Source organism: Kutzneria viridogrisea DSM 43870, from assembly GCF_000525635.1.
GTDB classification, from domain to species: domain Bacteria; phylum Actinomycetota; class Actinomycetes; order Mycobacteriales; family Pseudonocardiaceae; genus Kutzneria; species Kutzneria viridogrisea.
Window position 1 is genome coordinate 7,631,891 of the sequence record NZ_CP007155.1, and the last position, 20,695, is coordinate 7,652,585.

At 72.0% G+C, this 20,695-nt stretch carries 18 protein-coding genes; 6 read left to right on the forward strand and 12 right to left on the reverse strand.

All coding sequences use genetic code 11. The annotated features are described in order from the left end of the window. Positions 1 to 37 precede the first annotated feature (37 nt). A complete protein-coding gene (locus KALB_RS33000; RefSeq protein ID WP_025359948.1) occupies positions 38 to 1,303 on the forward strand; it encodes an MFS transporter in 1,266 nt (421 codons plus the stop codon). A gap of 59 nt (positions 1,304 to 1,362) precedes the next feature. Here the strand turns inward: KALB_RS33000 and KALB_RS33005 are convergent, their stop codons facing one another. Together KALB_RS33005 and KALB_RS33010 are read right to left on the reverse strand one after the other, a co-directional pair. Next, complete coding sequence (locus KALB_RS33005; RefSeq protein ID WP_042222866.1) at positions 1,363 to 1,959, reverse strand: sigma-70 family RNA polymerase sigma factor; 597 nt, start codon at positions 1,957 to 1,959, stop codon at positions 1,363 to 1,365. Between the two features lie 716 nt (positions 1,960 to 2,675). Then, on the reverse strand, positions 2,676 to 4,364 hold the full coding sequence (locus KALB_RS33010) for a chitinase (RefSeq protein WP_025359950.1): 1,689 nt from the start codon (positions 4,362 to 4,364) through the stop codon (positions 2,676 to 2,678). A 138-nt stretch (positions 4,365 to 4,502) separates the two neighbouring features. Between KALB_RS33010 and KALB_RS33015 the strand changes: the two genes are divergently transcribed. Beyond that, positions 4,503 to 9,077 (forward strand): ATP-dependent helicase, encoded by a 4,575-nt coding sequence (locus tag KALB_RS33015; protein ID WP_025359951.1) that lies wholly within the window; start codon positions 4,503 to 4,505, stop codon positions 9,075 to 9,077. Positions 9,078 to 9,079: 2 nt separating this feature from the next. Here KALB_RS33015 and KALB_RS33020 read toward each other — a convergent pair whose 3' ends face one another. From KALB_RS33020 to KALB_RS33050, 7 genes are all read right to left on the reverse strand, one after another. Next, positions 9,080 to 9,535, reverse strand: coding sequence for a hypothetical protein (locus KALB_RS33020; RefSeq protein ID WP_025359952.1), 456 nt, complete (start codon positions 9,533 to 9,535; stop codon positions 9,080 to 9,082). Between the two features lie 112 nt (positions 9,536 to 9,647). Next, on the reverse strand, positions 9,648 to 10,646 hold the full coding sequence (locus KALB_RS33025; protein ID WP_025359953.1) for a 1-aminocyclopropane-1-carboxylate deaminase: 999 nt from the start codon (positions 10,644 to 10,646) through the stop codon (positions 9,648 to 9,650). Further along, positions 10,636 to 11,283 carry a GntR family transcriptional regulator gene (locus tag KALB_RS33030; RefSeq protein ID WP_025359954.1) on the reverse strand — a complete coding sequence of 216 codons (648 nt, stop codon included), beginning with the start codon at positions 11,281 to 11,283 and terminating at the stop codon, positions 10,636 to 10,638. The genes KALB_RS33025 and KALB_RS33030 overlap by 11 nt, the downstream gene beginning before the upstream one ends. A 27-nt stretch (positions 11,284 to 11,310) precedes the next feature. Then, complete coding sequence (locus KALB_RS33035; protein ID WP_025359955.1) at positions 11,311 to 11,748, reverse strand: GNAT family N-acetyltransferase; 438 nt, start codon at positions 11,746 to 11,748, stop codon at positions 11,311 to 11,313. Further along, the gene (locus KALB_RS33040; RefSeq protein WP_025359956.1) at positions 11,741 to 12,727 is read right to left on the reverse strand and encodes an aldo/keto reductase; all 987 of its coding nucleotides are present in this window, start codon (positions 12,725 to 12,727) and stop codon (positions 11,741 to 11,743) included. The genes KALB_RS33035 and KALB_RS33040 overlap by 8 nt, the downstream gene beginning before the upstream one ends. A gap of 120 nt (positions 12,728 to 12,847) precedes the next feature. Next, positions 12,848 to 13,612, reverse strand: a complete 765-nt coding sequence (locus KALB_RS33045; protein WP_025359957.1) for a maleylpyruvate isomerase N-terminal domain-containing protein — start codon at positions 13,610 to 13,612, stop codon at positions 12,848 to 12,850. Next, entirely contained in the window at positions 13,609 to 14,076 is a 468-nt protein-coding gene (locus KALB_RS33050; RefSeq protein WP_025359958.1) for an SAV_6107 family HEPN domain-containing protein, read from the reverse strand. The genes KALB_RS33045 and KALB_RS33050 overlap by 4 nt, the downstream gene beginning before the upstream one ends. 159 nt (positions 14,077 to 14,235) lie before the next feature. Between KALB_RS33050 and KALB_RS33055 the strand changes: the two genes are divergently transcribed. After that, positions 14,236 to 14,742, forward strand: coding sequence for a YbaK/EbsC family protein (locus KALB_RS33055; RefSeq protein WP_025359959.1), 507 nt, complete (start codon positions 14,236 to 14,238; stop codon positions 14,740 to 14,742). Beyond that, complete coding sequence (locus KALB_RS33060; protein WP_025359960.1) at positions 14,739 to 15,311, forward strand: GNAT family N-acetyltransferase; 573 nt, start codon at positions 14,739 to 14,741, stop codon at positions 15,309 to 15,311. Before KALB_RS33055 ends, KALB_RS33060 begins: the two co-directional genes overlap by 4 nt. Positions 15,312 to 15,477: 166 nt before the next feature. Here the strand turns inward: KALB_RS33060 and KALB_RS33065 are convergent, their stop codons facing one another. Further along, positions 15,478 to 17,157 (reverse strand): DUF885 domain-containing protein, encoded by a 1,680-nt coding sequence (locus KALB_RS33065; protein ID WP_025359961.1) that lies wholly within the window; start codon positions 17,155 to 17,157, stop codon positions 15,478 to 15,480. A gap of 91 nt (positions 17,158 to 17,248) precedes the next feature. On the opposite strand from KALB_RS33065, the gene KALB_RS33070 reads away from it, so the two are divergent. Next, on the forward strand, positions 17,249 to 17,932 hold the full coding sequence (locus KALB_RS33070; protein ID WP_025359962.1) for an LppM family (lipo)protein: 684 nt from the start codon (positions 17,249 to 17,251) through the stop codon (positions 17,930 to 17,932). 63 nt (positions 17,933 to 17,995) lie between these two features. Here the strand turns inward: KALB_RS33070 and KALB_RS33075 are convergent, their stop codons facing one another. After that, a complete protein-coding gene (locus KALB_RS33075) occupies positions 17,996 to 18,349 on the reverse strand; it encodes a hypothetical protein (RefSeq protein ID WP_148309751.1) in 354 nt (117 codons plus the stop codon). A gap of 194 nt (positions 18,350 to 18,543) precedes the next feature. Further along, complete coding sequence (locus tag KALB_RS33080; RefSeq protein WP_025359964.1) at positions 18,544 to 19,428, reverse strand: methylenetetrahydrofolate reductase; 885 nt, start codon at positions 19,426 to 19,428, stop codon at positions 18,544 to 18,546. A 101-nt stretch (positions 19,429 to 19,529) separates the two neighbouring features. Between KALB_RS33080 and KALB_RS33085 the strand changes: the two genes are divergently transcribed. Further along, positions 19,530 to 20,693 (forward strand): polyprenyl synthetase family protein, encoded by a 1,164-nt coding sequence (locus KALB_RS33085; RefSeq protein ID WP_025359965.1) that lies wholly within the window; start codon positions 19,530 to 19,532, stop codon positions 20,691 to 20,693. Positions 20,694 to 20,695: the final 2 nt, after the last annotated feature.

A 20,695-nucleotide genomic window follows, 5' to 3' on the forward strand; every position in this document is an offset into this window, starting at 1 on the left:
TCCGCGGGCATGATGTCACGTGGTGTGTGATCAGGTGATGTCAACCGCAGCACCGGCACGCCGTTGGGTGTTCGTCATCCCGGTCGCGGCCGTGATGTACCTGCTGGCCTACCTGGACCGCACCAACGTGTCGGTCATCCTGCCCTACGTCGACCGCGAGCTGGCGCTCTCGCCCAGTGCGCAGGGCCTGGCCGGGGGCATCTTCTTCCTCGGCTACCTGCTGTTGCAGATCCCGGCCGCCGTGCTGGCCGCCCGGTGGAGCGCGCGGCGCACCGTGCTGCTGCTCATGCTGGCCTGGTCGGTGGCGGCGATGGCCTGCGGGCTGGTGGCCACCGAGGGACAGCTCTACCTGGCCCGGTTCCTGCTCGGGGTGTTCGAGGGCGGGGTGTGGCCCGCCGTGCTGATCCTGCTGGCCTCCTGGTTCCCGCAGGCCGAGCGGGCCCGCGCGAACGCGCTGTGGATGGCCTGCCTGCCGCTGTCGGCGATCCTCACCTCACCGCTGTCGGGCTGGATGCTGTCGCACTGGTCCTGGCGGCTGGTGTTCGTGGTGCAGGGGCTGCCGCCGCTGCTGTGGGCCCTCGTGTGGTGGTTCACCGTCGCGGACCGGCCCGCGCAGGCCCGCTGGATCTCCGCGGCCGAGCGCGAGCACGTGGAGCGCGCGCTGGCCGCCGACGAGGCGGCGAAACCGGTCAGCGGCAACGGGTCCTACCTCGCCGCACTGCGCGATCCGGTGGTGCTGCGGCTGATCGCGGTCTACTTCTTCTGGATCACCGGGTTCTACGGGTTCAGCCTGTGGCTGCCCTCGGTGGTGAAGACGTTGACGCACAACGGGTCCCCCGCGGTGGTCGGCGCGCTGAGCGCGGTGCCGTACCTGTTCGCGCTGGCCGCCATGCTGGGTGCCGCGGTGTGGGCCGACCGCACCGGGCGGCGCCGGGCCGCGGTGGCCGTGCCGCTCGTGGTGGCGATGGCCGCGCTGCTGCTGGGCCAGCTCGCCGCGGGCGCGCCGGTGCTCCAGTTCGCGCTGCTGTGCGTGGTGGCGGCCGGGGTCTACGCGCCGTACGGCCCGTTCTGGGCGATACCCGGCCGGGTGTTGCGCTTCGAGGTGGTCGCCGTGGCCATGGGTGTGATCAACGCGCTGGGCAACCTGGGCGGGTTCGCCGGGCCCTACCTGGTGGGCTGGCTGACCGAGCGGACCGGGTCCAGCCTTCCGGGGTTCGCGGCGCTGAGCGCCTTCCTCGCGGTCGCGGTACTGGTGGCCCTGTTCGGGCTCAAGTCCGAGCAGGACGTGCACGCCGTGCGATGACAAGGCAACGCCACTTGCACCGTGTGCAAGTGGCGTCCTCGTTCGCCGCGTGTGCGGTGTTACAGCTCCCGGCCGGAGGCCATCAGCTTGCGCAACCTGTTGAGCGCCCGGTGCTGGGCCACCCGGACCGCGCCAGGAGTGGAGCCGACCAGGTCGGCGGTCTCCTCGGCGGACAGTCCGACGACCACGCGCAGCACCACGATCTCGCGCTGCTTGTCCGACAGCACGCCGAGCAGCTTGCCCATGCTGTCCTTGAGCTCGGCCTGGAGCATGCGCTGCTCCGGGCCCGCGCCGATCTCCGGCCGGTCCGGCACCTCGGAGACCGGCAGCGAGCGGTTGCGCGCGGCGGCCCGGTGGGCGTCGGCGACCTTGTGCTGCGCGATCCCGTACACGAAGGCCAGGAACGGCTGTCCCTGGTCCCGGTAGCTGGGCAGGGCGGAGCAGACCGAGAGGCAGACCTCCTGGACCACGTCGTCCGCCGAGGCGAAGGACTTGTCCAGCCGGCCGATCCTGGCCCGGCAGTACCGCATCACGATGGGCCTGATCGAGGTGAGGACGCGGTCCCTGGCATCCGCGTCCCCGTGGACGGCGGCATCGACCAACCGCCGGAAGTGCTCGTCCTGGGGGCCGTACGCGGCGACCGGCCGCGCGATCATCGGGCCGTCTTCGACCCCCACAGGCATGACCTGTGCCAAATTATTCATCCTTCTCGTCCCCGCACGTGAAGATTGGGTGGTGTCCACCGGTTGTATGGCGGATGGCCGGTGAACTGATTACCAGTAACGGTTGTGCACCCCACGCGCCGGATATATCAGGTCGGCGCCCTCTCGGCCGTCGACCCGAACACCCCCGACACCCCTTGCTGCCCCTCCCGGTCCGCGGCCATTGTTCGAGCCCCTTCCCGAGCGGGTCCACCTGACACCTTCCTCCTGAGCATCAGGCATGAGATGACGCTAACGCTGCGTACCCACCCTCACAAGAACCCTGGGAAAACTCCATGGAATCGGCTCTCTCCGGTAAACACACCACTACCGACGGTGAGTAGCACGCATCGCGAGGCCGGATGGTCCAGGGCGACCCGTGCAGACAGCGCCGGAAAAAGGGCAGCCCACCCGGACCTGCTACACAGCTTCCACCTGCGACAACGCTGTGTAGCACGATCCGGGCGGGCGATAAACCCCGGTCACGCACCGGCTTCGATCGGACACAGCGGCAACACAGGGTGTGCGCCGAACATGCCCGATGCCGCTCCGGAGTCAGTTGAATACTTACAGTTACAATCCCTGGGCGTCACCTGAAGAAACGGTTTTCCACTACCCGTGGGTAATTCACGAATGCGGTAGTAAATGCGCCTGCAAGTACCACTCGCGAGTCACAGAGTTCCCAGGTGCGGATGCACCGTGTTCGCGAAGGCATATCCGTTCGAGGCATCCCAGTTGATGGACCAGGTCATCGCGCCGCGAATGCCGGGATAGGTCGTGGCGGGCTTGAAACTGCCGCAGTTGGTGCCCTTGGCCAGGCAATCCAGGGCGTTGTTCACGTTCGACGGGGACTGGTAGCCACCGCCCGCGGCCGAGCTCGTCGCGGGCAGGCCGAGGCCCACCTGGTCGGCGCGCAGCCCGCCCTGCAACTGGATGCAGGACAGCGCGGTCAGGAAGTTGACCGTGCTCTGGGCGTAGACGTTGCCGTCGCAGCCGTTCATCGTGCCGGAGTTGTAGAACTGGGTGTTGACGATGGTCAGGATGTCCTTGACGTTCAGCGCGAGCTGGAAGTACGCCATGCCGGTGGACTGCATGCCGATGGTCTCCGGGGCCATGGTCAGCACGAAGCCGGAGCCCGCCTTGGCCGCCAGCGAGTGCAGGGCCTGCCCCATGTAGGTGGGGTTGACCCCGTTCTCCAGGTCGATGTCCACCCCGTCGAAGCCGTAGCGCTGCATCAGGGCGTACACGCTGGCGGCGAAGTTGTTCGCCGCCGTGGCGTCGCCCACGCTGACGGTGCCGTTCTGCCCGCCCACCGAGATGATCACTTTCTGGCCACGCGCGTGCAGGGCCTGCACGTCGGCGGTGAACTGCGCGTCGGTGTAGCCGCCCAGCTGCGAGGACAGACCGGAGTCCAGGGTGAAGGTCACCCCGCCGGGCTTGCTCGGGTCGGTGTCGGCGAAGGCCACCGCGACCAGGTCGTAGCTGGTGGGCACGTCGGCCAGCTTGAGCGCCTTGGCCCCGTTGTAGAAGTTCTGCCAGTAGCCGGTCAGCACGTGCGCGGGCAGCGAGCCGCCACCGGGGTTGCCGCCACCGCTCTGCGTGGTGACGGAGACCGCCGCCGACCTGGCCGACTCACCGGCCGTGTTGTAGGCGCTCACGGCGAAGGAGTAGGCGGTGGAGGCGGACAGGCCGCTCACCGCGTACGTGGTGCCCGTGGTGGACGCGATCTTCGTGCCGCCCTGGTAGACGTTGTAGCCGCTGACCGAGCCCGAGGGTGCCGACCAGGACAGCGAGGTCGAGGACGAGGTCGTGCCGGTGGCGGTCAACCCGGTGGGCGCCGAGGGCGGCTGCGTGTCCCCGCCACCGCCGCCGGGACCGGACAGCACGAGGTCGTCGGCGTAGTAGGTGGGCTGCCCGAACCAGCCGTGCACGTAGATCGTGACGCTGGTGGTGGACGCGCCGGTGGTGAACGAGGTGGACAGCTGCGTGTAGCCCGAGGACGAGGTCCAGGTGGACGGGTCGGTGCCGCCGGTGCCCGTGGCGCCGAGGTACACGTAGCTGCCCTGCACCCAGGCGGTCAGCGTGTACGCCGAGTTCGGCAGCACGGTGATCTTCTGGCTGCACTGGGCGTAGTCGGAACCGGCGGGCGTCGCCGCCACGGCGTAGGAGCCGCTGTGCGTCGGCGAGCCGACCACGGCCGCGCCGTTACAGGTCCAGCCCGCGGTGTTGCCCGCCTCGAAACCCGAGTTGGCGAGCAGGTTCGCCGCTGCGTGTGCGCTGCCCGCCGGGGAGAGCGCCACCCCGAGCGCGGTGAGCGCGGCGGCCGTCAGCACGGCCAGTAGTCGCTTGGTCCTTGTCATGCCTACCTCCGTGAGCAGGGGCGGTGGTGGCCCGCGCGCCGCCGTGGCGCGCGCACTCAAAGTGGACTAGACCAATTTCGCCCTGTCAAGGGTTCGGCCGACCGGTACTTGTCGGTGCCCCGGGTCATGATGGGCGGCATGGACGTGCTCGAGCTGTTCTCCCCGGCCACCAGGGACTGGTTCCGGGGTGCCTTCGCCGCGCCGACCAGCGCCCAGGCCGGCGCCTGGTCGGCGGTTGCCGCGGGCGAGCACGCCCTGGTCGTGGCCCCGACCGGCTCCGGCAAGACCCTGTCCGCCTTCCTGTGGGCCCTGGACCGGCTGGCCGCTGAGCCGCCACCGGAGGAGCGCAGGCACCGCTGCCGGGTGCTCTACGTGTCCCCGCTCAAGGCGCTGGCCGTGGACGTGGAGCGCAACCTGCGTGCCCCGCTGGCGGGCATCCGGCAGGCCAGCCACCGGCTCGGGCTGCCAGCGCCCTCGATCACCGTGGGCATGCGCACCGGGGACACCCCGGCCGAGGAGCGCAGGCAGTTCGCCAGGACCCCGCCGGACGTGCTGGTGACCACGCCCGAATCGCTGTTCCTGCTGCTGACCTCGGCGGCCCAGGAGTCGCTGCGCGGGGTGCGCACGGTGATCGTGGACGAGGTGCACGCCGTGGCGGGCAGCAAGCGCGGCGCCCACCTCGCGCTGTCCCTGGAACGGCTGGACGCCCTGCTCGACCGGCCCGCGCAGCGCATCGGGCTGTCCGCGACGGTCCGCCCGGTGGCGGAGGTCGGCGCCTTCCTGTCCGGCGGGCGCCCGCTGCGCGTGGTGCAGCCGGAGTCGAGCAAGACCGTGCAGGTCACGGTGGAGGTACCGGTCGAGGACATGTCCACGCTGGGCGAGCCGACCGGGGAGGTCAGCGGCTCCGCGGCGGGCGCGCAGCAGCGGGTGTCGATCTGGCCCTCGGTGGAGCAGCGGGTGCTGGACCTGGTGCGCGGGCACCGTTCCACCATCGTGTTCGCCAACTCGCGGCGGCTCGCCGAGCGGCTGACCGCCCGCCTCAACGAGCTGGCGGGCGAGGAACCGCTTGTGCCGCAGCGGTTCCCAGCCGAGGCGGTGGGCGGTTCCGGCACGACGACCGGGGCCGAGCCGGTCATCGCCAGGGCACACCACGGCTCGATGTCCCGCGAGCAGCGCACCTCGGTGGAGGAGGACCTCAAGTCCGGGCGGCTGCCCTGCGTGGTGGCCACCTCCTCGCTGGAGCTGGGCATCGACATGGGCGCGGTGGACCTGGTGGTGCAGGTGGAGGCACCGCCCACGGTGGCCTCGGGCCTGCAACGGGTCGGGCGTGCCGGGCACCAGGTGGGCGCGGTCTCACGGGGTGTGGTGTTCCCGAAGTTCCGGGGCGACCTGGTGGCCTGCGCGGTGGTGGCCGAGCGCATGGCGGCCGGGGCGATCGAGTCGGTGCGCTATCCGCGCAACCCGCTGGACGTGCTGGCCCAGCACGTGGTGTCCATGGTGGCGATGCGGCCGTGGCAGGTCGGCGAACTGGCCGGGCTGGTACGCAGGGCGGCCCCGTTCGCCGGGCTGCCCGACTCCGCGCTGAACGCGGTGCTGGACATGCTCTCCGGGCGCTACCCCAGCGAGGAGTTCGGGGAGCTGCGGCCCCGGATCGTCTGGGACCGGATCAGCGGGGAGCTGCGCGGCAGGCCGGGGGCGCAGCGGCTGGCGGTGACCTCGGGCGGCACGATCCCCGACCGCGGCCTGTTCACGGTGATGACGCCCGGCGGGGAGGACGGGCGCCCCGGCTCGCGGGTGGGCGAGCTGGACGAGGAGATGGTCTACGAGTCGCGGGTGGGCGACACCATCCTGCTGGGCACCAGTTCCTGGCGGGTGGAGGACATCACGCACGACCGGGTGGTGGTCGTGCCCGCGCCGGGGCAGCCCGCCCGGTTGCCGTTCTGGAAGGGCGACGCGCAGGGCCGTCCGCTGGAGCTGGGGCGGGCGCTGGGGGCCTTCGTGCGCGAACTGTCCACGATGGATGGTGAGGCGGCGCGGGAGCGCGCGGCGGCGGCCGGGCTGGACGAGTGGGCGCGGGACAACCTGTTCGCCTACCTGACCGAGCAGAAGCAGGCCACCCGGCACGTACCCGATGACCGCACCGTGCTGGTCGAGCGGTTCCGCGACGAGCTGGGCGACTGGCGCATGGTGGTGCACTCCCCGTTCGGCGCCCAGGTCAACGCCCCGTGGGCGCTGGCGATCGGGGCCCGGCTGCGCGAGCGGCGCGGGGTGGACGCGCAGGTGGCGCACTCCGACGACGGCATCGTGGTGCGGCTGCCGGACGCGTTGGACGAGGCGGGGGCGGAGGTACTGCCCAGCGCCGAGGACGTGCTGCTGGACCCCGAGGAGGTCGAGCAGGTGGTGGTCGCCGAGGTGGGCGGCTCCGCGTTGTTCGCGGCCCGGTTCCGCGAGTGCGCGGCCCGCTCGCTGCTGCTGCCCCGGCGCGATCCCCGGCGCAGGACCCCGTTGTGGCAGCAGCGGCAGCGCTCGGCCCAACTGCTGTCGGTGGCCGCCCAGTACGAGCAGTTCCCGGTGGTGCTGGAGGCGATGCGCGAGTGCCTCCAGGACGTGTACGACCTGCCGGGGTTGCGCGAGCTGATGTCGGACGTGCGGGCACGACGGATCCGCGTGGTGGAGGTGCAGACCCCGGCGCCCTCGCCCTTCGCGCGCAGCCTGTTGTTCGGCTACGTCGGCATGTTCCTGTACGAGACCGACACCCCGCTGGCCGAGCGCAGGGCCGCCGCGCTGTCGCTGGACAGCACCCTGCTGGCGGAACTGCTCGGCTCGGAGGCCATCCGTGAACTGCTCGACCCCGAGGTGCTGGCCGAGGTCGAGCAGTCACTGCAACGGCTCACCGAGGACCGCCGGGCCCGGGACGCGGAGGACGCCGCCGACCTGCTGCGGGTGCTGGGCGACCTGACCACGTCGGAGGCGGCCGAGCGCGGGGTGCGGCCGGAGTGGTTGGCGCGGTTGGAGGCGGAGCGGCGCGCGATCCAGGTGCGGATCGCGGGCGAGTCGCGCTACCTGGCGATCGAGGACGCGGGCCGGGTGCGCGACGCGCTGGGTGCGGCCTTGCCGGTGGGTGTGCCGGAGGTGTTCACCGAGCCGGTGGCCGACCCGCTCGGCGACCTGCTCTCCCGCTATGCCAGGACAAGGGGGCCGTTCCCCGCGGCGCAGGCGGCGGCCCGCTTCGGGCTGGGCGTGGCGGTGGTGCACACGGTGCTGGACCGCATGGCGGGCACCGGCCGCCTGGTCCGGGGCGAGCTCAGACCTCTTGCGGGGCACCCGTACCCGAGCCAAGGCGGCACCGCGCCGACCGAGTACTGCGACGCGGAGGTGCTGCGCAGGCTCAGGCGTGCCTCGTTGGCGCGGCTGCGGGCCGAGGTGGAACCGGTGGAGCAGCAGGCGCTCGGCCGGTTCCTGCCGACCTGGCACGGTGTCTCGCGAAGACTGCGGTCCGCACCGACCGTGGACGAGGTGCTCTCGGTGGTGGAGCAGCTCGCGGGCGCCCCGCTCCCGGCCAGCGGCCTGGAGTCCCTGCTGCTGCCCGCGCGGTTGCCGGGCTACTCCCCCGCGCTGCTCGACGAGCTGACCGCCACCGGGGAGGTCACCTGGGCGGGCTGCGGTGCGCTGGCCGGTGGGGACGGCTGGGTGGCGCTGGCGCCCACCGAGATCGCCGACCTGGTGCTGCCCGATCTGGAGGAGACCGCGCCCGACTCCCCGCTGCACCGGGCCGTTCTCTCCACTTTGGACGGTGGGGCGCTGTTCTTCCGCCAGCTGGCGGAGCGGGCGGGTGCGGTGCTGCTGGACGGCGGTGAGCAGCCGCCGGAGGACGCGGCGGTGGTGGCCGCCCTGTGGGACCTGGTGTGGGCGGGGCTGGTCACCAACGACACGCTGGCCCCGTTGCGGTCACTGGTGTCCGGGCGCGGTGCCGCGCACAAGCCGCGCCGGGCGGCGCCCCGTGGCCGGTACACCCGACTGCGCACCGCCGCGCTGCCCAGCCGCACCGGGCCGCCGACGGTGGCGGGCCGCTGGTCGCTGGTGCCTCAGCGGGAGGCGGACCCGACCCGCCGGGCGCACGCCCGCGCCGAGGTGTTCCTGGAGCGGCACGGGGTGCTCACCCGCGGCGCCCTGGACACCGAGCGGGTGGCCGGCGGGTTCAGCGCGGTGTACCGGGTGCTGCGCGCGATGGAGGAGTCGGGGCAGGTGGTGCGCGGCTACGTGGTGGAGGGGCTGGGCGCCGCCCAGTTCGCGGCGCGCGGGGCGGTGGACCGGCTGCGTGCGCTGTCCGACCCGGAGGAGCCGACCGGGGCGCTGGTGCTGGCGGCGGCCGATCCCGCCCAGCCCTACGGGGCCGCCCTGGACTGGCCGGACCCGGTGGGCGAGGGCAGGCACCGGCCGGGGCGCAAGGCCGGGGCGCTGGCGGTGCTGGTGGACGGGGCCGCCGTGCTCTACGTGGAGCGCGGCGGCCGATCCCTGTTGTCGTTCACCGACTCCGAACCGGCGCTGCGGCAGGCGGCCGCGGCGCTGGCCGGATCGGTGCGGGAGGGCTGGCTCGGGCAACTGGCCGTGCAGCGGGCCGACGGAGAGGGGGCGCTGGGCTCCAAGTTGTCGACCGTCTTGCAGGAGGCGGGTTTCCGGGCAACACCCAAGGGGCTGCGACTGCGTGCCTGAGCTCAGGCCACGCGGGTGGGGTCGTCCACGGTGGGCATGCCGCCCTCGCGGTGCGCCCGGCGCAGGTCCTCGACGTAGGCACGGGAGAACATCGCCGACAGCATGGCGATGCCGCCGCGGCGCACGCGGACCTCACCGTGCCGGATCTCGCCGACCAGCCGGACCCTGCGACCGCCCTCGGCTCGCGGGGCCTCGTGGTCCTTGACCCTGCCCCGGCCCAGCCAGTGCAGGTCCCAGTGGTCGACCACGGCGTCCTCGGGCAGCAGCAGCTTGACCATCGAGTGGTCCAGGTCCAGCCGGACCTCGATCTCGCCCTGCTCGATCCGCGGGGAGCGCAGGTCCAGCACGGCCATGCCGCGCCGGGCACGCACCTCGAACCGGCGGGCGGTGGTCCAGTGCCCCAGCTTCTTGACGGCCGTGTAGTGGGCCTGCACCGCAACGGGCTGCGTGGTGTCCATCTCTGTGTTCCTCTCCAGGAATCGGGCAACTACCTCGCATCGCAAGCGACTCACCTTCAAAGTCTCTCGATAACTAAGAGACTAAGAAGGTGAGCGATCCCTGTCAAGCGGCTCAGCCGGGCAGCGAGCTGTAGGCGTTGAGCGCGGGCTGGCCGCCCAGGTGCGCGTAGAGCACGGTGTTGTCCCCGCCCAGTTCCCCGGAGCGGATCAGCCCGATCAGCCCGGCCATCGACTTGCCCTCGTACACCGGGTCGGTGATCATGCCCTCCAGCTTGGCGGCCATGCCCATCGCGGCGAGCGTGCCCTCGTCGGGCACCCCGTAGGTGCCCGCGTGGAAGCGCTCGTCCAGCAGCACCTCGGGCAGCTCGCCCACCCCGATCAGGTCGGCGGTGCCCCTGGCGATGGCAGCCACCCGCGCACGGGTCCGCTCCGGGGCCGCCGAGGCGTCGATGCCCAGCACCCGGCGCGGCCGGTCGTCCAGTGCGAAGCCGGCGATCATGCCCGCCTGGGTGCTGCCGGTCACCGAGCAGACCACCACCGTGTCGAAGAAGACGCCGAGTTCGGCCTCCTGCCGCCGCACCTCCCGCGCCCAGGAGGCGAAACCCAAGCCGCCCAACGGGTGTTCCGAGGCACCGGCCGGGATCGGGTACGGCTTGCCGCCCTCCTGCCGCACCCGCTGCACGGCCTGCTGCCAGCTCTGCTTGACGTCGATGCCGAACTCGGCCCGCACGATGCTGATCTCCGCGCCCATCAGGCGGCTGAGCTGGATGTTGCCCACCCGGTCGTAGCCGGGGTCGGCCCAGTCCACCCAGCTCTCCTGGACCAGCACGCAGCGCAGCCCGGCCCGCGCCGCCGCGGCGGCCACCTGCCTGGTGTGGTTGGACTGCACCCCGCCGATGGACACCAGCGTGTCGCAGCCCTTGGCCAGCGCGTCGGCCAGCAGGTACTCCAGCTTGCGGGTCTTGTTGCCGCCGTAGGCCAGTCCGGAGTTGCAGTCCTCGCGTTTGGCCCAGATCTGCGGGCCGCCCAGTTCCGCGCTGAGCCGGTTCAGCGGGTGCACCGGCGAGGGGCCGAACAGCAGCGGGTAGCGCGGGTAGTCCTCAAGCCTCATCGATCTCCCCTTCCAGGGTCGCCCAGTTCTGCTCGACGAGCCGGGCCGCGAGTTCGGCCTCCCCGGCCGTGCAGGCATCCACGATCTGCGCGTGCATGCGCACCGAGTCGTGCCCGCAGGCAGCGGAGAACCGTTGGTGCTCAAGCCTGCGCACCAACGGGGTGTAGCGCTGGATGGTCGCCGCGATGGCGAAGTTGCCGCAGCAGCGCACGGCCACGGCGTGGAACTCGTCGTCGGCGTCGAGTGCGGCGGCGACCTCACCGGCCCGCATCGCGCGCTTGAACCGGCCGTTGGCGGCACGCATCTCCGCGAGGTCCTCGGCGCTCAGCCGCGGCACGGCCAGGCGCAGTGCCAGTGCGTGCATGGCCTGCACGACCTGGTGCGCGTCCCGCACCGCGGCGGGGTCCAGCGGGGTGACCCGGGTGTAGCTGTGCGGCTTGGACTCGACCAGCCCCTCCTCGGCGAGCCTGGTCAGCGCCTCGCGCACCGGGGTCCTGGACAGGCCCATGCGCTCGGCGAGGTCCACGTCCTTGATCGCCTCACCGGGCAGCAGGTCACCGGCCACGATCGCACGCCGGATCGCGTCCAGCGCCTGATCGCGCAGCAGCGGCCGGTCCAGCCGACTGATATATTGCATGCTGGCAGTGTGCCAGCCGGGGTCGGTTCAGTCGAGACCGTGTTGGTACACGACGAAGCCCTTGAACCGCGCGACCTTGTCGTACAGCGCGCGGGCCGTTGCGTTGTCCTGCTTGGTGTTCCAGTACAGCCGGGGCAGACCGCGCGCACGGGTCAGTTCGGCCACGTGCGCGATGAGGCGGCGCGCGACCCCCAGACCGCGCGCCGCCTCGTCCACGAACAGGTCCTGGAGATAGCAGGCGCCCGCCGACCACACGTTGGCGTGGAACAGGAAGTGCGCGATGCCCACCAGCCTGCCCTCGTGCCGGGCGCCGATGCCGTGCACCTCCTCGGCGGCCAGCAGCCGCCACCAGGTCAGCTCGTACTCCTCGTCGGAGATCTCGGTCTGGTAGAACGCCTTGTAGCCGCGTGCGAGTACCTCCCAGCGCTCGCGGTCCTGCTCGCGCAGCGGGCCGATCTCAAGCATTGGCGCCGTCCAGTAGGGCGCGTTGCTCCGCGGTCAGGTCCAGGTCGACCGCGGCCAGGCTCTCGTCCAGCTGGGCCACCGAGGAGGCGCCGATCAGCGGGATCACCGGGACCTCGCCGCCGATCAGCCAGGACAGCACCACCTGGTTGACCGTGGCCCCGGTCTGCCCGGCGACCTCGTGCAGCGCGGCCAGCCTCGCCGCGGTGCCGGGGTGGGCGAAGGAGGAGTCCAGCGGCCGGTCCTCGCGCACGTAGGCCCCGGACAGCAGCGGGGTGTAGGCCACCATCGTCAGCCCGGGCTCGGCGCGCAGGTAGCTGAGCAGGTCCGGCCCGGCCACGCCCTGGTTGCCGTCCACCGACCGCCTGCCGGGCAGATCGGTGCGCCGACGCAGGTAGGTGTGGTGGTACTGGAGGACCTCGTACCCGGGCAGACCCGCCGCGGCAGCGAGGTTCCTGGCCCGCTCCACCCGCCAGGTCCAGTGGTTGCTCACCCCGAGCAGGCCCACCGAGCCCTCGGCGACCAACTCGGCGAAGGCCCGCACCGTCTCGGCCAACGGCACCGAATCGTCCTCGATGTGCGCGTACAGCAAGTCCACTGTGGGCACACCGAGTCGTTCCCTGCTGCGTTCCGAGGACTCGCGGATCACCTTGGCGGACAGGCCTTCCTGGTTGGTGAAGGTCCTGCCCGGCACGAGCGGCCGCCCACCCAGCTTGGTGGCGATCACGATCTCGCCGCCGATCCCCCTGCTGCGCCGCCAGCGGCCGAGCAACTGCTCGCTCTCCCCGCCCTGGCGGCCGGTGTTCCAGAACGCGTAGTTGTTGGACGTGTCGATGAAGGTGCCGCCCGCCTCCACGTAGCGGTCCAGGATCGCGAACGCGGTCGGCTCGTCGGTGGTGGTGCCGAACAGCATCGCGCCCAGGCTGAGCACACTCACCTCACGACGCGTGCGCGGATCGGTGCCGATCGTGCGGTAACGCATCAGGTTCCCCCCTGTGTTGGTGTCGCGGGCAGTCTGCCCGCTGGAGCGCGCTCCAGGTCAAGCCCGGTACTGAGCGGGCGGGGCGGGATCTGGACAGGGAAAGAAGATCCCGCCCCTGGCTCACCGAGTCGCCAGCCGCAACAGCGCCCACACCTGTGCCACCGCGTCATGATCACGCTGCACGCGCACGTGCCGGTTGGACACACGCCCCCACAGCCACAGGTAGACGTCCCGCGCCGAACCGGTGATCACCGCCTGCGCCTGGGCCGCGTCGGCCTCCGAGGTGCGCCACGCGGCGGTGCCCTTCGGCCCGGCACTGACCAGCCAGGTGTGCCCGGCCGCCTGCACGGCCACCTTGCACGAGGCGGTGCCGGACACACCGAGCACCGTGAGCCGGTGCGCGAACCACAGGGTCAGCACCTCGTCGATGCCGTCCAGCGCGATCTGCTCGTCGATCGGGTCGATCTCCAACCCCGCGGCGCCCTGCACGTCCACCCGGTGCACCGTGGCCTCGTGCGCCATGCGCCTGCGCCAGAACCCGTAGGTCTGGTCCACGGTCCACCAGGTCGAGCAGACCTCCTCGGCCGGGTGCGCGGCCAACTCCGCCAGCAGTTCCGCAAGCCCGGTGAGCACGAACTCGGTGAGCGCGCGGCCCACCGGCGGTTGCCGCTGCCAGTGCACGGGACGGGTGCCCCCGCGCAACCAGGCCAGCGCCATCCGGTGCACCCCGCCGACGTGCCGGACCGTCTCCCCCAGGGTGAGCCCCGGGCAGCCGGGCACCGGCAGCTCGGGGCGCGCGCCTTCGGCGGAGCGGGCCAGCAGACCCACTTCGGCGCGCAGTACTTCGAGGAGCAGGTCGTGGTCGACGAGGGCCCGCCCGGTCACGCCCCCGCCCCGTGCACGGCACGGTCGACGAGGTCCAGGAACTGGCCGGCCTGCCGCACGAGGTCGTCCGAGGCCCTGGGGTTGACCAGCCGGGTGATGCCGGACTCGATGGCGGCCCTGGTCGGGGAGCAGGCCTGGAAGAACGTGGCCCACTCGGTGAACTCGGGGGCCAGCGAGGCGAGCAGCACCCAGGCGCTGGTCGGCTTGGTCTTGGTGCGGTGCGGGCGCCCGCGCAGGGCGAGCACCGCGGCGGCCCCGCGCAGCGCGGCCAGGTGCGCCTGCACGAACCGCTCCGCGGCGTCGGCCTCCCGGGACGCGCCGAGCAGGCCCTGCCTGGCCTGGGCGAGCAGGCTGCGGGCGGTGGGCGAGGGGCCGGGCGAGGGCACCGCACGCAGCCGCCTGGCCGGACGGTTGTCGGCGGGGTCGAACATCGAGGCGGTCGGGAAGCGGACTGGCACGGACATGAGTGGCCTCCTCACGGCGTCGCGGAAACTCGACGTCTCCGCCGTGGGGAAGCCGGCGGGGTGTCGAACACGTGTTCGACTAGACTCACGTTACCCGGTGGGGTGGCCCGCGTTCAACCCCGATCCCCGCGAGTTGGGCCCGCGTGGTCTGATGGACCCGTGAGTGAGCAGGAGCACCCCGGGATCAGCGCGGTCCGCACCGCACTCCTGGCCGCCGGGGCAGACGGGGCGGCCAGTGGAGTGGTCGTGTTCGATGACGCGGTCCGCACCGCGGCGGCCGCGGCACAGGCATTGGGGGTCGAGGTCGGTGCCATCGCCAACAGCCTGTTCTTCCTCGCCGACGGCAAACCGCTGCTGGTGCTGACCTCCGGGGCGCACCGCGCGGACACCGACAAGGTCGCCGGACTGGTCGGCGCCGAGAAGGTGCGCAGGGCCGACCCCGAGTCGGTGCGCGAGCACACCGGGCAGGTCATCGGCGGGGTCTCCCCACTGGGCCACCCGGCGCCGATCCGCACGCTGGTGGACGAGCACCTGGCGACCTACCCGGTGGTGTGGGCGGCGGCCGGGCACCCGAAGGCCGTGTTCCCGACCAGCTTCGCCGAGCTGGTGGCCATCACCGGCGGCAGTGCGGCGGCGGTCGGCGAGCAGGCCGAGGCCCTGTCGTGACGGCGGCACCGGCGCAGCGGCTGGTCGAGTTCACCGCCGAATCACTGCGCGCGCGGCTGCCCGAGGCGCTCAACCTGTACGTGTCGGCCATGGGCTACCCGGCGGGCACCGCGCAGCAGCGGGCGCCGATGTGGCTGGCCCACATGGTGCGGATCGGCTGGCGCTGCGTGGGCGCGGTCGACTCGCAGGGTGCGCTGGTCGGCATCTGCTACGGCTACCAGGGCGCCAACGGGCAGTGGTGGCACGAGCAGGTGCGGCGCGGACTGTCCGCCGTGGCCAGCCCGCCCGTCGTGGACGAGTGGATGCGCGACTACTACGAGCTGACCGAGCTGCACGTCAGCCCGCAGTCCCAGGGGCAGGGCATCGGCGCGGAACTGTTGCGCGCCTTGCTGTCCGGTGTGGACAACGAGCGGGTGCTGTTGTCCACTCCGGAGGGTCCGACCCGGGCGTGGCGGCTGTACCGCAGGCTGGGCTTCGAGGACGTGCTGCGGCACTACCAGTTCGCGGGCGACCCGAGGCCGTTCGCCGTGCTGGGCCGCACCCTGCCGCTGGCGCCAACCCAGCCCTGAGCGGGACTCACCCGCCCGTGGGCGGGACTCGCGTGCGAATTCAGCGCGTGTCGGCGCTTCCGGGACCGCGTGTCGGCGCTTCCGGGGCGCGATCCCGCAAACTGGGAAACCGCCCACCAAGCGCCGACACACCGCACGCGAAGCGCCGACACGCGGGGTTTTCAGGTCAGAGCTCGACGATCCGCTCCTGCAGGGTGTCCAGGCCCATCGAGCCCATCTCCAGTGCCTGGCGGTGGAAGGCCTTCAGGTCGAAGTCCGCGCCGTGCTTGGCCTTGGCCGCTTCGCGGGCCGACAGCCACAGCCGCTCGCCCAGCTTGTAGGACGGGGCCTGGCCGGGCCAGCCCAGGTAGCGGTCGATCTCGTCGTGCACGTGTGCCGGGTCGGTGATCGTGCGGGTCAGCAGGAACTCCAGGCCCAGCTCGGGGGTCCAGCGCTCGCCCTCGTGGAAGCCGGTGCCGCGCGGGATCTCCAGCTCCAGGTGCATGCCGATGTCCACGATCACCCGCGCGGCGCGGAACAGGTGGCCGTCGAGCATGCCGAGCAGGTCCCCGTCGTCGTCGAGGTAGCCCAGCTCGCGGACCAGCCGCTCGGCGTAGAGCGCCCAGCCCTCGCCGTGCCCGGACACCCAGCACAGCAGGCGCTGGAACCGGTTGAGCTGCTCGGAGTTGTGCACGGCGGTGGCGATCTGCAGATGGTGGCCGGGCACGCCCTCGTGGTAGACGGTCGTGGTCTCCCGCCAGGTGGAGAACAGCTCGCGGTCGGCGGGCACCGACCACCACATCGCGCCGGGACGGGAGAAGTCGTCGGTTGGCCCGATGTAGTAGGCGCCGACCCCGCCGCCGGGCGGGGCGATGCGGCAGTCCAGGGTCATCAGCGGCTCGGGGATGTGGAAGTGCACGTCCCGCATGTCCGCCAGGGCCTTGTCCGACAGCCCCTGCATCCAGTCGCGCAGCGCGTCCTGGCCGTGCAGCTGGTAGCGCGGGTCGGCGTCCAGCGCGGCGGCGGCCTCGGCCAGGGTGGCGCCCGGCTTGATCCGGTTCGCCACCTGCTTCATCTCGGCCTCCAGGCGGCTGAACTCCTCCCAGCCCCACTGGTACGCCTCGACCAGGTCCAGCCGCGCGCCGGTGAAGTAGCGCGACTTGAGCCGGTAGTGGTCCTCACCGACCGCGTCCGCCTCGGGCGCGCGGGCGGCCAGCTCGTCGCGCAGGAACCCGGCCAGGTCGGCGTAGCCCTCGGCGGCGGCCTTGGCCCCGGTCTCCAACCGGGTGCGCGTGGCGTCGCCGACCTGGGCGCCCTCGATCATCGAGGCGAAGAAGGAGCGCCCGCCGCGCAGCCCGGACCAGGTCTCGCACTGCTCGATCACCTTGCTCACCTGGCGCTGCGCCGAGACCACGCCCCGGTCGGCCGCGGTGGCCAGCGAGGTGCGCAGCCCGGCCAGTGCCCACGGCACCTTGGCCAGCCGGGTGGCGATGGTCTCCCACTGCTCGGGGGTGTCGGTGGGCATCAGGTCGAACAGCTGGCGCAGGTCCTGCACCGGGCTGGCGATCACGTTGAGCGAGGACAGGTCCAGACCGGCCTCGTGGATCTCCGCGCTGAGCCCGGAGCGCTCCAGGAACACGGCCTTGGCCGCGCGCTCGGAGTCCTCCACCGGCTCGGTGGCCGTGATCTCGCGCAGGGCGCGCTCGGTCAGCTCCGCCCTGGCGAGGTGCCCCTCCGGCGAGAAGTCTGTGAGTTCCTCGTCGTGCCCCGTGATGCCGAGTTGGGTTGCGGCGTTGGGGTCAAGTGCGGCGTAGTCCGCGACGTAGTCGTCGCTGATCTGGTGCACGCCTCGTCGGGTGGAAACCATGGCCGCACGCTACCTGCCGCGAAACGCGCGGCCGTACCCCCTTCGGGCGGTGATCCCAGGCCTGCGACCTGCCTGCTGGGACGATAACCGAGTGTACTGGGTCACAGGGCGCAAGGTCCTGCTCCGAACGGCCGTGGCCGCTGTGCTGGTCGCGGCGCTGAGCGGCTGCGTGCGCATGCAAGCGACGATGGTGGTGTCCCCGGACTACAAGGTTTCCGGCACGGTGGTGGCCGCCTCGGTGCCCACCTCCCCCACCGACCGCGGCCCGCAGCTGTCGATCCCCGGGGACCTGGGCGACCAGGTGCTGATCCAGCCCTACTCCGCCGACGGCTACGTCGGCACCCAACTGTCCTTCAGCGGGCTGGACTTCGACCAGGTCACGAACCTGGTGAACGGGTCGAGCCCGGTGCGCGGCAGCTACGCGCTGTCGGTGCGCAGGGTCGGCGACGTGGTGGCCTTCACCGGGTCGGTGGACCTGAGCAAGGTGCCCGCGCAACGCTGCGACGTGCGGATCAGCGTCACGTTCCCGGCCGAGCCCACCAGCGCCACCGGCTCGGTCAGCGACACCACGGTCAACTGGCAGCCCAAGGCGGGCGCGGTCACCGCGCTGGCGGCCACCTCGGACCTGTCCACCCTGGCCACCGCCGAGTGGCTGCGCTGGAGCGTGCTGGTGGCCGGGGTGCTGGTGGCCTCGGTGGCGGTGGTCGGCGGGCTGGCGGTGCTGGCACACCGGCGCGCGCTGCGGGCCCGGCGGGTGGCCGCGACCCGGCGGTGAAATCGAAACGAAAAACGGGGCGGCGCCACAGTGTGGCGCCGCCCCGTTTTTCTGCCGCGGAAATCAGCCAGCGGTGTTCGAGCTGTTCGCGGCCGGGGAGCCGACGTAGTCGAGGAAGCTGCTGATCGGCAGGGTGTTGCCCGCGATCTGGACCGGCAGGTAGTCGGTCTCCTGCAGGTCGCCGCCACCGCCCATCACGTTGGAGGCGTTGGCGTGGCCCTCGCCACCGTCCACGTACTCCTCGCTGGACACCGGGACGTGGTTGTCCACGATCTGGATCGGGAAGTAGTGGGTCACCTGGGTGTCCCCACCGTCGTGCATGACCAGGTCGTGGCCGGGGGTGCCCGCGAACGCCGGCGAACCAACGATCATCAGACCGGCGGCGACGCCAGCGATCATTCCGGCTTTCTTCAGCACGGACTCCACACTCCTTGAGTAGCAAGTCTCCATCGGGGCGAAACTCGCCCGGGAGGCAAACTACCGTCATTCAACAGAATTCCGCGCCCTCGATACTCCTATTGAGTGATGACCTGATCCGTGGGCGTGTCGCTACGAAATCGGGCGGGTAACACAATGGTGTGTCACCCGCCCGAATGATTGTTTTCGGCGATTCAGGCCCGTGCGGGCAACAGCCCAAGCCTGCCGACGACCTCAGTGGTGGCCTTGGAGCGGTTGAAGGTGTAGAAGTGCACGCCCGGCACGCCCTCGTCGATCAGCCGCTGGGACAGCTCGGTGACGATGTCGATGCCCTCCGCGCGGAAGGCCACCGGGTCGTCCTGCAACGGGTCCAGCCTGCGCGCGATCGAGGCCGGCACCTGGGCCCCGGACAGCTCCACCGTCTTGCGCAGGGTGCGCACCGTGGTCAGCGGCAGGATGCCGGGCAGCAGCGGGGAGTCGCAGCCCTTCGCCGCCATCCGGTCGCGCAGCCGCAGGAAGTCCTCGGCCTCGAAGAACAGCTGGGCGATGGCGAAGTCCGCGCCCGCGCGGAACTTGCGCACCAGGTACTCGGTGTCGGTGTCCAGGTCCTGCGAGCGCGGGTGGCCGTACGGGAAGGCCGAGACGCCCACGCAGAAGTCGCCGAGGTCGCGCACCAGCCGCACGAGCTCCTCGGCGTAGGTCAGGCCCTGCGGGTGCTTGACCCACTCGCCGTTGGGGTCGCCGGGCGGGTCCCCGCGCACCGCCAGCACGTTGCGCACGCCGACCGCCGCGTACCAGCCGATCACGTTGCGCAGCTCGGCCACGGAGTGGTCCACCGCTGTGAGATGCGCCATGGGCAGCAGCGAGGTCTCCTGCACCACACGGCCCGTGGTGCGGATCGTCCGGTCCCTGCTGGAACCGCCCGCACCGTAGGTGACCGACATGAACGCAGGATCCAGGCCTTCGAGCTGGCGGATCGCCAGCCACAGCTGTTGTTCGTCCGCGGCGTCCCGTGGCGGGAAGAACTCCACGGAGAACACGGGCCTTGGCCCGCTGAGCCGCTCGACCACCGACGTCATGTGGTCAACAGTAGAGGGAGCAGTGCCTCCGGCAGCACCCCTTGCGGGGTGGCACGTACTGTTTGTAGGGACTCCCCCATCGTTCACTCGGAGGTTTGGGCATGAGTAAGCCGGGCACCCTCGACGCGGCCCGGGCCGAGGTCCGGCCGGTCGCGCCGCAGGCGGCCTCAGCGCCCGAACCGCACCCGCAGGACACCGCGCTGCTGGACAACGTGGAGCGCGCGCTCGTGGACTACCTGGGCGGGCGGCGCACGGAGGCGGCGCGGATCGAGGACAGCTTCGGGGTCGCCGTGGACGCGCTGGCGACCTTCGTGCTCGGCGGCGGCAAGCGCATCCGGCCGACTTTCGCCTGGTGGGGCTGGCGGGGCGCGGGCGGGGACCCGTCCGGCCCGCAGACCCAGGCGGTGGTGCGCGCGGTCAGCGCGCTGGAACTGATCCAGGCCTGCGCCCTGGTGCACGACGACCTGATGGACGCCTCCGCGGTGCGCCGCGGCTCGCCCACGGTGCACGTGGCCTTCGCCCAGCGGCACCGGGCCAACGACTGGGCGGGTGCCCCGGAACGGTTCGGCCAGGCCGCCGCCGTGCTGCTCGGCGACCTCGCGCTGGCGTGGGCCGACGACATGCTCCGCGAGTCCGGTCTGAGCGGTGCCCAGTTGGACAGGGCGGCCGGGCCGTGGCGTGCGATGCGCACCGAGATGCTCGCCGGGCAGTACCTGGACGTGCTGACCCAGGCGCGCGCCGACTCCTCCCCGGAGGCGGCGCTGCGGGTGGACCGGCTCAAGACCGCCGCCTACACCGTGGAGCGGCCGCTGCACCTGGGCGCGGCCCTGGCCGGTGCCGGGCCGGAACTGGTCGACGGGCTGCGCCGGTTCGGGGTGGACATCGGGCTGGCCTTCCAGCTGCGTGACGACCTGCTCGGCGTGTTCGGCGACCCCGAGGTCACCGGCAAGCCAGCGGGCGACGACCTGCGCGAGGGCAAGCGCACCCTGCTGGTCTCGCTCGGGCTGACCCGGGCCGAGCAGGGCGGGCAGCACGCGCGGGCGCGGGCCCTGCGGGAGGCGATCGGGCGGGCCGACCTGGACGAGCCGGGGGTGGACGCGGTGCGGGAACTGCTGGTGGAACTGGGCGCGGTGGACGCCGTGGAGGCGAGGATCGGCGAGCTGACCGAGCGGGCGCTGGCCACGCTGCGGGCCACCGAGCTGGCGGAGCCCGCCGAGAGCAGACTGGCCGCGCTGGCGGTGGCCGCGACGCGACGTACTCACTGACG